Origin of the sequence: Exiguobacterium sp. KKBO11, from assembly GCF_001644945.1 — a bacterium.
Lineage (GTDB): Bacteria > Bacillota > Bacilli > Exiguobacteriales > Exiguobacteriaceae > Exiguobacterium_A > Exiguobacterium_A abrahamii.
Genome location: NZ_LUCU01000022.1, coordinates 85,595 through 99,027, shown reverse-complemented (window position 1 = coordinate 99,027; position 13,433 = coordinate 85,595). Strand labels below are relative to the sequence as shown.

Sequence of the window (13,433 nt, the reverse complement as noted above, 5' to 3'; positions counted from 1 at the left end):
CATTTTAGAAAGAAGGAATTCGATGAGTCTGCGTGGCGTATCGTTTGAAATTCCGAATGAACCGGGACGTGTCTTGCTCGACATATTAAGTGCGATCGAGATGAAAGCGTATGACTGGTTTCTTCGTAACTTTGATTTTCCGATCCAAACCATGGATGGGGACTTGTATGACAGTTTAGAAGAGTTTTCAATCGATCGGATAGCGACAGGACATGAATTAGCAAAATGGCTAAGGGGACCAAGCAATTACCTGATCTTTGCTGAATTGTTTGCATTTCAACGTGGTCAGACTGAAGAAGTGGGAACAAGTTATGAGTGGTTTCAGGAAAGCAATTGTCAAATCGCGATTTTGGTATATGACTGCATGTACGTCGATATCTATTGCAAGGAGCAGCACGTATCTGAAGCATTTTATGAGAATGCGATGAAACGTGGATATACCGGAATCAAGTGGGTGACTGATGATAATGATCCTCGGACTCGTTTGTCGGTATGGGCAGAATAAGACACTGTTCAGACGAATAGATGTAATCGGTAAGCGTTCAAGATGAGAGATATGAACTACGAAGTGTTGATAAAAGGAGAGAAAAATCATGAACCAAGAGATGGAGGAGTTTGTTCAAGCGGTCCATCGGACGGTCGTTCAGGACGGTATGGCAGATTATAAGGACATCTATGAAGAAGAAGTCGATCCAAACGTCAATGACTATACGGCCTGCATCGCGTTTTACCAACAGTCGAGCGAAGCGGATCAAAAACGAATGAGACAGATGATTGAACAGACGATCATCGATACGGTTTCCCATGTATTTAGTATCATCGATGGGAGTTCAGGACTAAATGGATCTGCGCTTGAAGCGAAACTGGCACTTGTCCGAGTTGACGAAGCAGGAGATCCGGTCGATACCGTAGAGACAGATGGTGCATTGCAAGATACGTTTTTAGGCTACATAGAAGATCGTGACTTGAACGCATTGTGATGGAGGGAGCGGAAACCACTCATGATCCAACTGACAAAACAAAACGGCTCGGATACGCTCTACCAAACAATCTATACAGAGGGACGCCTCATCGTTCAACATCAAGGAATCGTTGGAGAATGGGTAAGAGCGGAAGACGTGAGAGAGATACGCGTCTCGCGCTTCAAACGATTAGGTGTACAGATATTACGCTTGGTTGAGGAGTTTGAACGTCAAGGCTATCACGAAGTAAACGAGACAGATTATACGGAACTAGTCGTCCAGTTTCCTTATGACGAGGGTCAGGCAGAAGCAGCGCTCGAGCGCCGTCACATGATGGAAGAAGTAATCAATGATGGTTTGCTTCATACAGGGAACGGCTACTGCGAAGGGGGAGATATTGGTAGTGGTACGACGAATATCTTTTACCATGTCCTTGATGTCGACGCAGCCATTGCACTAATTTTTGAAGAAATGAAAGCACGCGATGTACAAGACGAACCAAAAATTGCAGTACAAGAAGGAGAAGCGTACACCGTTCTATACCCTGAAGGAGCGACATTCGATTTGATTGGTGAAGGTAAACCATGGAGCTGGTTTCCGATGACGCAAGCGGAGGATGAGAAGGTATGGCATGTCATTGATCAACAATTTCAGTTCACACCGAGCACGACAGTCTTCCCCTCATACCATGCCCCGAGTCCGTTCATTACATACGAAGTGGATTATAAGAAACGAGAAGAAATCGAACGAGAACTAGGACGTATTTTGATCGAGCTAACTGTTGAAGGAGAACGCGTCATGGCGCTCGATTGGAATCATCAAGGGTATTGGATCGACCCAAGACGTCCGTTTCTTCGCAATGAAGAAGGAGACTGGATGATTCCAGCAGTTCCAGATGGCGATTACTCCTTTTTCATCGCTCGTGATTTTCGCTGGGGATATCTCGGTCACCCGTGGGAGGGTAGCATCACGTTGTTTGGAGAAGATCTGATTTCTGCGTTCCAAGGGACGGAGAGTTTTACGAATGAAATCCGAAGAGGGTGAGTAAGATGAAAATGACATTTCGACGAAACGACTGGATCGATGTGTTCCGGGAACTGCTACCACGCGACGATTGGCAAGACCTCGTCCGTCTTCAAGTGAGTCAGTATTCGTATCCGGTTGAAGTAAAGTTTCTGGAACGACCACTCAAGCAGAATCCACATATCGACGATTTTTCAGATTGGACGGTCCGATCTCACATGATTATGACCGACGACTCACAGCTTGAAAGATTTCTCGAACACCTTGTCATCGAACAGCAGGAAATGGCGACTAAAGCAGAAGTGACGCTCATTATCCAAAAACAAGGACAAGGAATCGTCCGAGTCACGAACGATTGTGTCTCGATGTATGGAGTCGCATATGAAGAGCTCGATAATGCAGGGACAGAATATGAGAACTTTTTCGATGCGATTTTACCGCATGCCACGTTTCCGGTCGAAGTCGTTTTTTGTGGTCGGGATGTTTTAGAAAATGATGATTCGATTCACGTGATGACGTTGCACGATTCCAATTGGCAAGCGGTGTTGGAAGAACATGTATTGCATTTGCTGAATCGCAAGGAAGTGACGTCAGGATTATTTTCGAAAGATGCACGTCCCGCACGGCAAACGCTTGAGGACTTCATGTCTGAATTTTCATTATTGATGCCCTATAACTTCATCGTGACCCGCGATGCAACAAATCGATTTGGCATGCACGATCACTTTTGTACGAATGGAAAGATCGCGCATTTTGGGAAAATGGACGATCGAAAGACGTTTTTCAACTAACGATGGAAACATCATACATAAGGAGGAAGCACAATGAGCTTAGCATCATATATTTGTATGGAGAGACAAATTCCTGAACAGTATCTCAATTTAGATGAAAAAGATGAAACTGTTCCTTTATATATCGGTCCCTGTTTTGCGGATGAAGACTGTCTGTATGAAGTAAAAACGAAGCATTTTCATAAATGGTATGTATATGAAATTTCGAGTCACTGGGGCATCGAGATCGTTGAACCTTTTGATTCCGAAATTGCACTGGAATCGAAAGAAAAGCTGCGTTATTTGTTTACGCTCATGAACGAGTTCTTAGACGAGGGTGAATCGTTTGAATTGTATACCTGTTGGATTGGGGAAGAATCCGATCCGCAAGTGAAAAGTATGAAGTTATCATTGGCACTTGATCAGTTAGAAGACATTGAGATTCCTGAAAGAACGCATATTTTGATCACGAAACAGAGTGAAAACTAAAAAGCCGCTTCTCCACAGCGGCTTCAGTTTATTTGGTTCACTCTTGTGCATAGACGATGTCTGCGATGGCATGGACCTGGGAAAGCGTCATCTCAGAATAGAATTCGATCGACAAAGGATGATCCGTCGGCTCGAGTTCAAAGAAAGGAAGTTGACCGGTTCCTTCATCATGGACCATCACTTTTAAGTTGACGGTATCCGGATAAGCGGGTAGATCGCTTGAAAACCAGCCGAACATCGGCTCCTCGATGCGAGGACGTTTCTTCTCGATGAAGCGAGCGAAGTTTTCAGGACTCAGGCTCACCCATGTAATCCACCAGAAAGGTTCGTCTTGTCCAGCGATCGGGAGTTCAAGAATGCCCTTCACGAAATAATGTGGACCGTCCAGTTCTAAGACACACCACGTGTCATGCATCTCGCTTTTCGTTTCTTGCTCTTTCTCAGACATTTGTTCGTAGTAGACCGGTCCGAGTGTTTCATATTCAGTCGGGAGTTCGTCGTGGCGTTCGCCACAGATGGCGCAAGGCAGAAGTTTTTTCATTGGAATCACCTCTAAGTTGGATTATGTATGTCTCGTTGTCGAGCGCTAGGAGAGAGCATACTTATAGTGTAACACCCGTTGATAGAGAATCCTGATGAAGACCGTGACAATCCAGAGAAAGTGAGGAGATTAACGTGCAGATTTACATTGAAGAACATCAAAATCATGCGAAGACGATCAAGGAATATCATCTGACAGTGAAAGGACAAGACCGAATCAAATCCATTTTTTCATTCGAGTATTATAACTATGATTCCAATGAGGAAGAAATCATCTCGCACGAAATAGTGTTGACTCAATTATTCTCGCGGTTAAATCGTTTTCCAATCTATCTCACTTTTGAATCCCATGAACTGACTGATTTAGAAAAAGAAGATTTGCTGTCTACGGTTAAGCACAAACAATTACCGTATACAGAGATCCTAATCACTAAGTGTGAAAGATACATGACCGTCGAAGTGAATCAACCGACTGACTTATTGCAAATACTAGCGAAGACCATTTCATTGGCTAGGAACAACGGCTACTATTTGATTGCTTTCACTGGTGTATTGAAGTTTGAAACGAGGAGAGTCAGACGATGGTTGATCAAAAAAGAGAGAGTAGTGCCAGTAATCGATATGACGAAACCGAAGACATTTTTTAAAACCGGCTTTGATTTCGAAAATGTCCTGATCTTCTCGAATGAAACAGATTTCGATGCGTTAGAAAAAATAGAAGCACTGTTTCCAGAAGATGAAATCGAGCGGTAGTAGAGAGGTTCAGAGGGGAGAGAGAACATGTTGGATGTCTATTTTGAGAAGCATGTGGATCATTCAAAAGTGATCAAAGACAGACGCTTATATATTGATCAACCTGAACGTATCAACTTCATCTATTCGATAGACGGTATTCCGGAAGATGAAACAGGAAGTTATCAAGAGGCCTCGAATCGAGCATTGAAACACTTTCTGATGCGCTTAAATCGCTTTCTGCTATTTGTTACGTTCGGTGGTGATCTTATCAATGAAAAAATAGAACCATTTTTTCAGAAGGAAAGTCTGTTGTATAAAAAGATTCAACCAGATAAAAGCAGTCCTTATTATAGCCTTCAAGTAAACAATACGAGCGAACTTGAGCGTCTGCTTGACGAAACGTACGGGTATGCAGCTGAAAACAATTTTTACTTCCTATCCTTTACGGATCTCCTGACGTTTGAGCGGAGAATGATTAAGAGATGGTTTTCTAAAAAAGAACGAACCGTTCCGGTCATTCATGCGACGAAAGAGATGTCATTCATCACGATGGAGCATGATTTCATGGGCTACTATCTATTTTCGAATGAAGCTTGTTTTGATAGTGAGGACAAGGTAAAAGCATTTCTTCCTAAAGGAGAAGGCATTGAATACTAGGATTGATATCCGCACGGCTGATGTAAAGGAGGACGATCATGTTTGGGATCAGTATGACTCTAAAAGAAGTACCAGAAAACGAAAAAGAGAATCTCCCATTTCCGAGTCACGTCCAACGCTTTTTTAAAGAAGAATTCGCAAGTACCTCCAATCGCTGTAATCTCTTGATTAATCTCGATCCTTACGGCAATAAGGTGTTAGGAGCGAGCGAAGTGAAAACTAAGAAGCCGCTGATCCATAGCGGCTTCAGTTTAAATGGTTCACTTTGAAGTTTGAAACGAGGAGAGTAAGGCGCTGGTAAATCAAAAAAAGAGAGAGTAGTGCCAGTAATTGATATGACAAAACCGACAACATTTTTAAAACTGGCTTTGATTTTGAGAATGTGCTGATCTTCTCGAGTGAAACAGATTTCGATGCATTAGAAAAAATAGAAGCACTGTTTCCAGAAGATGAAATCGAGCGGTAATAAAGTGATTGAGAGAGGAGTGGAATCGTGTTGGATGTCTATTTTGAGAGGCATATGGATCACGCACAAGTGTTCAAAGACAGATACTTGTACATTGATCAACCAGAACGTATCGACTTCATCTATTCGATGGGGTGTCTACCGGATGAGACTAAAAGCGACTATCAAGGCGATTCAAATCGACTCTTGAAACAATTTTTGACGCGTCTCAATCGCTACCCGATTTTCATCACGTTCGGTGGAGGTTTTACGGACGAGGAGGTCGAGCCGTTTTTTCAAAAGCACAACCTATCGTATACAAAGGTTCGCCCCCATAAGAACCTGTATTATAGCGTCCAGGTACATGATGCGACCGAACTGGAGTTGTTGCTAGATGAGACCTATTGGTATGGGGCTGTGAACGAAGACTTCTTTATATCGTTTACGAATCTCCTGACGTTTGAGCGGAGAATGGTCAAAGGATGGTTTTTCAAAAAAGAACGTACCGTGCCTGTCATTCGTGCGACAAAAGAGATGTCATTCATCACGATGGCACATGATTTCATGGGCTATTATCTGTTTTCAAATGAATCCTGTTTTAATACCGAAGACAAGGTGAAAGCCATCTTTCCTGACGATGGTACCATTGAATTCTATTGATGAAACAAGCAACTCGATTTAGTTGGATGATGTAGATGGATCAAACAGAGTGAGTGGAGGGATTTCCATGTTATACATCGATCTCGAAGAACATACGAATCATGCAAAAGTGATCAAAGACCGTTATCTCGATATTGATCCACCGGGTGCTATTAAGTCGATTTATTCGATGGGATGTCTTCCGAATGACGAGAAACGAGACTATCAACATGATTCCAATGAAGTACTAAAGCATTTTTTGACGCGTCTGAATCGCTTTCCACTATTCGTCACGTTCGGTGGTGGTTTTACCAATGAAGAAGTGGAACCGTTTTTTCAGAAGGAAAATCTGTTCTACACAAAGATTCAATCAGATAAGAGCAGTCCTTTTTATAGCGTTCAAGTGAACGACGCGAGCGAACTTGAGCGTCTGCTGGACGAAACGTATTGGTATGCGGCAGTAAACGATTTTTATTTCCTATCGTTTACGAATCTCCTGACGTTTGAGCGGAAAATGGTCAAAGGATGGTTCTTTAAACGAGAACAGATTGTTCCCGTCATTCATGCGACGGAAGAGATGTCATTCATCACGATTGAGCATGATTTCATGGGCTACTATCTGTTTTCAAATGAAGACTGTTTTGATAGTGAGGACAAGGTAAAAGCGTTTCTTCCAAAAGGAGAAGGCATCGATTACTATGAGTGATATCCGCACGGATGATATAAAGGAGGACGATCATGTTTGGGATTAGTACGAGTCTAAAAGAAGTGCCAGAAAACGAAAAAGAGATTCTCCCATTTCCGAGTCACGTCCAACGCTTTTTGAAAGAAGACTTCGCAAGCACCTTCAATCGCTGTGACCTCTTGATTGATCTCGATCCTTACGGCGATAAGGTATTTGGAGCGAGAGAAGTGAACGAGTTGATTGGAATTTGCGAGCTGCTTATTCAACGCTATTGCACACCGAAGGAAGCGTGGATGATGAATCAAGCGAATCATTATACGAGTGAGCCGTGGATGATACATCAATCAGATAAACTTATCATGGAACTACATCAATTTTTAGAATTGTTGAAGCGGCTGTGCATCGCGTCGGTCTATCAAAATACGTTGATTTGCTTTTGGGGAGACTGATTGATTGAATGTTGAAGAATATATAAAAATTGGAGTTTTGAAAAGTGAGAAAAAAGCTGAAAATAACGGGAATCATAGCAGGTGTAAGTCTTTCGATATATGTCGTGTGGACGATTTACCGACTATTTTTCTTGGTTGATATCAATGTTGTACCAAAAGAAGAGTATATCTCCAAAAGTATCTCGCCCGATCAGGCGTATACGATTCGTTTTTACCGCGCGAATGGTGGCGCGACGGTGGATTATGCGATGCTTGGTATTATGGAGAATGAGGACGGCGAAAAGCGCAGAATGTACTGGGAGTATCCTTGTCGCGAAATAAAAGATGTGAAGTGGACGAAGGATACGGTGACGATCAATGGCACCAAGATTAAGATATGGAGTCAAGTGTATGACTTCAGAGAGGGCATATACGAAGCAGACTAAGAGGAACATGAGGATGATGGTATGCATTCAACAAATCTTGGCGTGCGACCACGTGACGTATTTGTTAGAAACCAAGCATGCAAGGATGAAGATTAACGATTGCTTGGTTTCTTCAACAAATAGCGAGGTGGTGGACCGAAAGATTGCTCCGCTTCGAAATACGCCAATTCGCCTGGAATACAAGAAATGATCGAGGCGAATCCAAAGCCGATGGCGTGTTCGAGTGCCTCACGGAGAGGTAACGTTTTCCCGCTAATCAGCTCGTTTTCTGATAGACAATAGCACGTATCCGGTGCACCATATTGTTTCAACAAATCATACGTATCGTCTGGCCATGAATTAGGTGGTTTGATTTCAATCAAATAATCATTCTTCAGCATGCTTAAATACCGGTGATCTAACCGCTGAAGCGCCATATCTCGTTTTTTTGGCGTGAACAATTCATGTAGAACGCGCTCTTGAACGCGCTTGACGAAAAACGATTGGACGAGCACTCTTTCTTGTTCTTTATCTATATTTTCATTTCCTTTCTACTCAATTTAGCGAATCAAATCCATTACATCACCCATTGAATTCATTTTACATAAAAAGGAGCCAATTTATGAGCTACCTATCTGCGGGATATTATCTTATTCTGCCAACTCCTCGAAAAGAATACATGGACAAGGTTGTTGTTCATGAGTCCGTTCTATCCGTAAGTGAATGCATCTGTACACACTATCCTGACATCAGTATCTTATGGGGAAACTCGGAATTAAAGAAAGACCGTTATATCGATCAACTCTGTCTCTCACTTACCACCTTTCAGTTACTCGAACAATGGATAGAAGAACATCGGAAGACAGGAGATATGTTGTTTCCTCAAGTGTTCTCTAACTTAAATGCTGCGCAAACGTTCGTAGATCGTTTTTTGAATCATCTTCCTGACATACGTATCATTAGCATCGGTTTGTCTGAGCAGTATAAATTGGATTTTCTTGAAGATATAGCGGCTTTTAGTAGTCAAAACCCTGAACCTTATGGAGTAGAAAAAATGGTATCACAACATCTCAGCCCTGACATGGACGGTGCCAAAAAAATCGGGTATGAAGTGTTGGGATTTGATTCGGGATCATTTCATTCGTATTTGTGTAACGGACTGGAACGCGATTTCGATCATCAATTCAACACTTCACTAAACAGCCATGGTTTAATCCATACGTTCGAAGAAGCGGATCGTTACTCAGATTATTGTAATGAATTAGGCGAGGCGACAGAAGCAGTCTTATGGCTTCCGTGGGCGATTTTTGAATATGAACGGAGCAATTAAAAGTAAAGATGCTGCTAATCAAGTAACAATGTTTAGAGTAATGGATCAGGAGGATAAAAAACGATGGAATCGACCGAACAATTAGAGCAGCATGTAAATCAATTAAGAAATACACTTTATGAATTCGAAAAGAAGATGGAACGCAAATTTTCGATTGAGGAATGGCGGTACCTTCTGGAGAACGGATTAAATAGTCTTTTGAGCACACGTGAAGACACACAGCAAATGATTTCAAAGCTCTCCATTCGAACGAAAAAAAGGCCTATTCGTTGGAAGCTAACATCTGGAGTTGTCTATGCCATTCCGTTACCTCGACTTGGAGGATACGGATATGCAGAGATGAGAATTTCGCAAGATGAGAATCATGAGACTGGAAAGATAGAGTCTATGGATTACATCCAATACTATAATCTTAGAACAGAAAGAATTCTTTCACTCCAGGAGTTAGACCAAAAGAATCCTGAAACTTGTATCATCATAGATACGGGATATTACGGGATTACAAAAGGAGAATGGATCGTACTTGGAAAACGGCATCGAGAAAAAGAAACGTTTAAGACGCCATTACTATTTGGTAGTGTACCTAGTTTAAATTCTGATGGGGAAAACTACTATGTTACTCGAGGTATCAATGGAGAAAGAATGTTTGTGGAAGAAGAAGAGGCACGAGAGGTGATAAATCCTTCTGCAACCTGTGGTGATTTATCTGCTGTATACAAATATGAAGAACGATTAAAAATAATGAATGATTTTAAGAATTCATAATAAGTTAACGGGGATACAAAACATTGAAAAATAAAGAGCAATTAGAACTGTATGTAAATCAATTGAGAAGTACACTTCAAGAATTCGAAAAGAGAGTGGATCACGAATTTTTGATTGAGGAATGGCGATACCTGCTCGAACATGGACTAAATAGCTTATTGAGTACACGGAAAGATGAACAACAAGTGATTTCAAGCGTCTCGATTCGTATGAAAAAGAAACCTTCGCGATGGAATTTATCATCAGGAGTTGTCTATGCGATTCCTTTACCTCGACATGGAGGATATGGATATGCAGAAATGAGAATCTCTAAAGATGAGAATCATGAGACTGGAAAACTAGAGTCTATGGATTACATCCAATACTATAATCTTAGAACAGAAAGAATTCTTTCACTTCATGAGTTAGATAAAAAAAATCCTGAACCTTGTATAGTCATTCGAACGGGTTACTATGGTATAAAAAATCGGGAATGGATTGTACTTGGAAGACGCCATCGAGAAGAAGGAACATTTTCAACTCCGTTGTTATTTGACACTTTAGAATCGAATGATGAAGAGTATTTCATCACGAAAGGCTTATGGGGAGAGAAAATTTTTGTGGATGAAAAAGAGGCTAAAGCAGTCGTAAATCCATATGGTTCAAGTGGGGATATAGCTGCTGTTTACAAATACGAAGAACGATTAAAAGAAATCAATGACAATTTGAAATGACTATTTATGTTGGGATCACAGATTGGTTAGAAGTATTAAAACGATACTCAAACGGAGGTTGATTTAATGAATTATCTTGATCATTTAGAACAGCATTGCGGAGAATTCACGGAAGCATTTCCAATTGAGGAACTTGAACAAAAGAACGTCCAAATCTTGAAATTCAAAGATGTACCATTTAAGGAAACCTATACGATTGCATCCCTTGGATTACTTTTTCATCCACTCCAAACGGAAGATGATTCACTGATGTATCAAGAAATAATGATGTCAGCGGAACAACCAGACGTTCAGGACGAGATCATTTATTTACTCTGGCAATTGGCTGAGTACGCTATGAGAACAGGACATGCATTTAATGCAGCAGAGTATTATCCACTCCCTGAAGGAATATTTGAAAAGTATCAGTTCTCCTCTGTTTATGTTACAAGTCCTGTGTACTTTGATGAATCCTTCTTCCTATTTGAAACAGATTCTAATGTTGGGAATGAGCCAGATACCGTATTGCCAGTCTGGTTCGTACCGATTTTTGAATCTGAGGAGAAATATATTGAAAAGTATGGAGCAGATCGATTCGAAGATCTTTTGTTCGAGACAGATGAGTTAGTAGATTTTAACCGTAAACCACTCGTGTAGATGGTTATTGATAGTTATTTGAAAGATAGAACATCGATCATACACGATCTGATAGAAAATCCTAGAGGTTTAGAGAATAATGGAGGATCAAATGAAGACGCCTCGTATACCTGACATCATATCGAAATTAGAATTGGTTTTAGAAAATAAACTTTCTAGAGAAGAAGTGTCTGATTGGGCTTATAAATGGATGATGGTTTTAGAAAATAAAGAAGGATGGGAGACTACAGATTACGATATTTTAGTTTTTCAAGGCTTAACTACAGTGTATGGCATGGACTTACTCAATAGCCCTACCGAATATCTGCACTGTGAGGAAGATATCCGTGATTGGGTGAAAGAACTCCAAAAAATCGAGAATAACGATCATCAGAAGGTTAGAAAGAAGTTTAACTAAAGTTTTGATATATCGCACAATGACAGTAAATCATCTAGTGGATGCTTGAACTCCTCAAGTGAATTAGAAGAATTTCCATAACTGTTTTAAAAACAGGAGGTATGAATGAATAAGAATCAAATCATGGATTCAGGATGGAATCGTCAAACCATATGGCAGGGATGTATACTCGCTTCAATCGCTCATGCTATCTTTGTCGCGAATAACTCCGATTTTGCTTATGAGCATTCGTGGGATGGTGATCATTACAGTACGAATGATGGTCAAGGCTGTAGAGGAACAGTATCATTTGGACTGGATTTTTTTGTGGCGGGCTTTCGAAACGAAGAATTTTTTGAAGAGACTATAGAAGCGAATGACTTGCTAATCGAAGCTCCAGAAAAAGTACAAAAAATGGCTGTAGATGATACTTTTCAATATCTATTAGATGATATTGAAGGAGTCATTCTCCCGGTCGTCACTACTGTCTTGTGGGGAGGTGATCGTCAATCTTTTTCTAGTCATCAATACGAAGAAATGATGGATCGGGGATCAAATCTATTAGAAATACAGGCATCGGGTTACGAAGCTGGACTGGCATATTGGGAAGAGTACTACGAACTCACGGAACGACAGCTGTTGCTCTTGGAAACACTATATCACTTGAAAATAGAGAATCCATCTCAAGCTATTATCTTATCACATGAGGACATTCAAGCATTAGATTCGAATGATAAGGAAGGAATTGAGGAGAGTATAACTTCTTTTGATGAGATTGCTATTCATTGGCCTGATGATGTTTCTAACTAATCTATTCACTTGCGGAATCTAGTTATGATTGCAAAGAAGCACACATCGTAAAAGAGATGTGTGCTTCTATTTTATAGACCCGAATAATAAACTTTCTTCGTCCGATTGATTTTTTCTACTACATCCTCGAACTTGAAATAAGACTATTAAGAGCAATCAGAAGTCAAACGTATCTGGATCCGGTCCACTCCGAAGATTTTCATTTAATTGGTTTAATCGTTCCATATCTTCTGGAAGGATTTTGAAATCAGTGATGCGCAGATTTTCTTGCATCCGTGAAGGCGTCATGGACTTAGGAATCGTGATGATGCCCTGCTGAATATCCCATCGTAGAATGATTTGAGCAGCTGATTTTTTGTATTGTGTAGCGAGCTCCTGAATGACCTCATTTTCTAGAAGTTCCGCATTCATGAGCGGTGACCAGGCTTCAATTTGAATCCCATGTTCACTGCAGAATTGACGCAACTCTGACTGAGTTAGCTTCGGATGGAGTTCGATTTGATTGACGACAGGTATGATGGATGCATGTTGCAGTAAGTCTTCGAGATGATGGATTTGAAAATTACTCACACCAATCGCGCGGAGCTTGTCCGTTTGAACCAACTCTTCAAGTGCTTTCCAAGGAGCTTGATACTTGGCTTTCCCTGGCCAATGGATCAAGTAGAGATCAAGGTACTCCAACTGCATTTTTTCTAAGGATTCTGCGTAAGCAGCAAGTGTTTCTTCATATGATCCATGTGCATTCCAGACTTTTGATGTCACGAATAGTTCTTCGCGTGTTACGAGTCCTTCTTCGATAGCTTTCGCAATGCCTCTGCCGACACTTTGTTCGTTACCATAGATGGCTGCAGTATCGATGCTGCGATAGCCTTCACGAATCGCAGTCACGACCGCTTGCTCGAGATCCGCACCGTCCTCGACACGAAATACGCCATATCCGACTTGTGGCATGTCCACGCCATTGTTTAACCGTACTGTAGAGATTTTCATATTCATCTAGCTCCT

General features: G+C 41.2%; 21 protein-coding genes. 18 read left to right on the top strand and 3 right to left on the bottom strand.

The window, feature by feature from the left end:
* The first annotated feature begins 22 nt into the window (after positions 1–22).
* The 5 genes from AYO36_RS07540 to AYO36_RS07520 all read left to right on the top strand — a co-directional run bounded on the left by AYO36_RS07540 (position 23) and on the right by AYO36_RS07520 (position 3,244).
* Positions 23–505, top strand: coding sequence for a DUF2691 family protein (locus tag AYO36_RS07540; protein ID WP_064300026.1), 483 nt, complete (start codon positions 23–25; stop codon positions 503–505).
* 88 nt (positions 506–593) lie between these two features.
* A complete protein-coding gene (locus tag AYO36_RS07535; RefSeq protein ID WP_058705264.1) occupies positions 594–980 on the top strand; it encodes a hypothetical protein in 387 nt (128 codons plus the stop codon).
* 21 nt (positions 981–1,001) lie between these two features.
* The gene (locus tag AYO36_RS17010; RefSeq protein ID WP_231884685.1) at positions 1,002–2,006 is read left to right on the top strand and encodes a DUF2716 domain-containing protein; all 1,005 of its coding nucleotides are present in this window, start codon (positions 1,002–1,004) and stop codon (positions 2,004–2,006) included.
* Positions 2,007–2,011: 5 nt separating this feature from the next.
* Positions 2,012–2,776, top strand: coding sequence for a hypothetical protein (locus tag AYO36_RS07525; protein WP_231884684.1), 765 nt, complete (start codon positions 2,012–2,014; stop codon positions 2,774–2,776).
* A 33-nt stretch (positions 2,777–2,809) separates the two neighbouring features.
* Positions 2,810–3,244 carry a hypothetical protein gene (locus tag AYO36_RS07520; protein ID WP_064300025.1) on the top strand — a complete coding sequence of 145 codons (435 nt, stop codon included), beginning with the start codon at positions 2,810–2,812 and terminating at the stop codon, positions 3,242–3,244.
* Between the two features lie 37 nt (positions 3,245–3,281).
* Here the strand turns inward: AYO36_RS07520 and AYO36_RS07515 are convergent, their stop codons facing one another.
* Positions 3,282–3,785 (bottom strand): DUF2199 domain-containing protein, encoded by a 504-nt coding sequence (locus tag AYO36_RS07515; RefSeq protein WP_064300024.1) that lies wholly within the window; start codon positions 3,783–3,785, stop codon positions 3,282–3,284.
* Positions 3,786–3,919: 134 nt separating this feature from the next.
* Here AYO36_RS07515 and AYO36_RS07510 point away from each other — a divergent pair, with 134 nt between their 5' ends.
* The 7 genes from AYO36_RS07510 to AYO36_RS07480 all read left to right on the top strand — a co-directional run bounded on the left by AYO36_RS07510 (position 3,920) and on the right by AYO36_RS07480 (position 7,819).
* Positions 3,920–4,537 carry a hypothetical protein gene (locus AYO36_RS07510; protein WP_064300023.1) on the top strand — a complete coding sequence of 206 codons (618 nt, stop codon included), beginning with the start codon at positions 3,920–3,922 and terminating at the stop codon, positions 4,535–4,537.
* A gap of 27 nt (positions 4,538–4,564) precedes the next feature.
* The gene (locus AYO36_RS07505; protein WP_064300022.1) at positions 4,565–5,176 is read left to right on the top strand and encodes a hypothetical protein; all 612 of its coding nucleotides are present in this window, start codon (positions 4,565–4,567) and stop codon (positions 5,174–5,176) included.
* A gap of 38 nt (positions 5,177–5,214) precedes the next feature.
* On the top strand, positions 5,215–5,445 hold the full coding sequence (locus tag AYO36_RS07500) for a hypothetical protein (RefSeq protein ID WP_064300021.1): 231 nt from the start codon (positions 5,215–5,217) through the stop codon (positions 5,443–5,445).
* Positions 5,446–5,669: 224 nt separating this feature from the next.
* Positions 5,670–6,281: a hypothetical protein gene (locus tag AYO36_RS07495; RefSeq protein ID WP_064300020.1), complete on the top strand. Its 612-nt coding sequence runs from the start codon at positions 5,670–5,672 to the stop codon at positions 6,279–6,281.
* Positions 6,282–6,348: 67 nt separating this feature from the next.
* Positions 6,349–6,966, top strand: a complete 618-nt coding sequence (locus tag AYO36_RS07490) for a hypothetical protein (RefSeq protein WP_064300019.1) — start codon at positions 6,349–6,351, stop codon at positions 6,964–6,966.
* Between the two features lie 32 nt (positions 6,967–6,998).
* Positions 6,999–7,394, top strand: a complete 396-nt coding sequence (locus AYO36_RS07485; RefSeq protein WP_064300018.1) for a hypothetical protein — start codon at positions 6,999–7,001, stop codon at positions 7,392–7,394.
* Positions 7,395–7,438: 44 nt separating this feature from the next.
* The gene (locus AYO36_RS07480; RefSeq protein ID WP_064300017.1) at positions 7,439–7,819 is read left to right on the top strand and encodes a DUF5412 family protein; all 381 of its coding nucleotides are present in this window, start codon (positions 7,439–7,441) and stop codon (positions 7,817–7,819) included.
* A gap of 92 nt (positions 7,820–7,911) precedes the next feature.
* Here the strand turns inward: AYO36_RS07480 and AYO36_RS07475 are convergent, their stop codons facing one another.
* A complete protein-coding gene (locus AYO36_RS07475; RefSeq protein WP_231884683.1) occupies positions 7,912–8,313 on the bottom strand; it encodes a hypothetical protein in 402 nt (133 codons plus the stop codon).
* A gap of 107 nt (positions 8,314–8,420) precedes the next feature.
* Here AYO36_RS07475 and AYO36_RS07470 point away from each other — a divergent pair, with 107 nt between their 5' ends.
* The 6 genes from AYO36_RS07470 to AYO36_RS07445 all read left to right on the top strand — a co-directional run bounded on the left by AYO36_RS07470 (position 8,421) and on the right by AYO36_RS07445 (position 12,428).
* The gene (locus tag AYO36_RS07470; protein WP_231884682.1) at positions 8,421–9,128 is read left to right on the top strand and encodes a hypothetical protein; all 708 of its coding nucleotides are present in this window, start codon (positions 8,421–8,423) and stop codon (positions 9,126–9,128) included.
* Between the two features lie 63 nt (positions 9,129–9,191).
* Positions 9,192–9,893 (top strand): hypothetical protein, encoded by a 702-nt coding sequence (locus AYO36_RS07465; protein WP_064300016.1) that lies wholly within the window; start codon positions 9,192–9,194, stop codon positions 9,891–9,893.
* 23 nt (positions 9,894–9,916) lie between these two features.
* Positions 9,917–10,606, top strand: coding sequence for a hypothetical protein (locus AYO36_RS07460; protein ID WP_064300015.1), 690 nt, complete (start codon positions 9,917–9,919; stop codon positions 10,604–10,606).
* 66 nt (positions 10,607–10,672) lie between these two features.
* Positions 10,673–11,242 carry a suppressor of fused domain protein gene (locus AYO36_RS07455; RefSeq protein ID WP_064300014.1) on the top strand — a complete coding sequence of 190 codons (570 nt, stop codon included), beginning with the start codon at positions 10,673–10,675 and terminating at the stop codon, positions 11,240–11,242.
* Positions 11,243–11,321: 79 nt separating this feature from the next.
* Positions 11,322–11,639, top strand: a complete 318-nt coding sequence (locus AYO36_RS07450; protein ID WP_156501837.1) for a hypothetical protein — start codon at positions 11,322–11,324, stop codon at positions 11,637–11,639.
* A gap of 105 nt (positions 11,640–11,744) precedes the next feature.
* A complete protein-coding gene (locus AYO36_RS07445) occupies positions 11,745–12,428 on the top strand; it encodes a hypothetical protein (protein WP_064300012.1) in 684 nt (227 codons plus the stop codon).
* Positions 12,429–12,584: 156 nt separating this feature from the next.
* Here the strand turns inward: AYO36_RS07445 and AYO36_RS07440 are convergent, their stop codons facing one another.
* Positions 12,585–13,424, bottom strand: coding sequence for an aldo/keto reductase (locus AYO36_RS07440; RefSeq protein WP_064300011.1), 840 nt, complete (start codon positions 13,422–13,424; stop codon positions 12,585–12,587).
* Between the last annotated feature and the right edge of the window lie 9 nt (positions 13,425–13,433).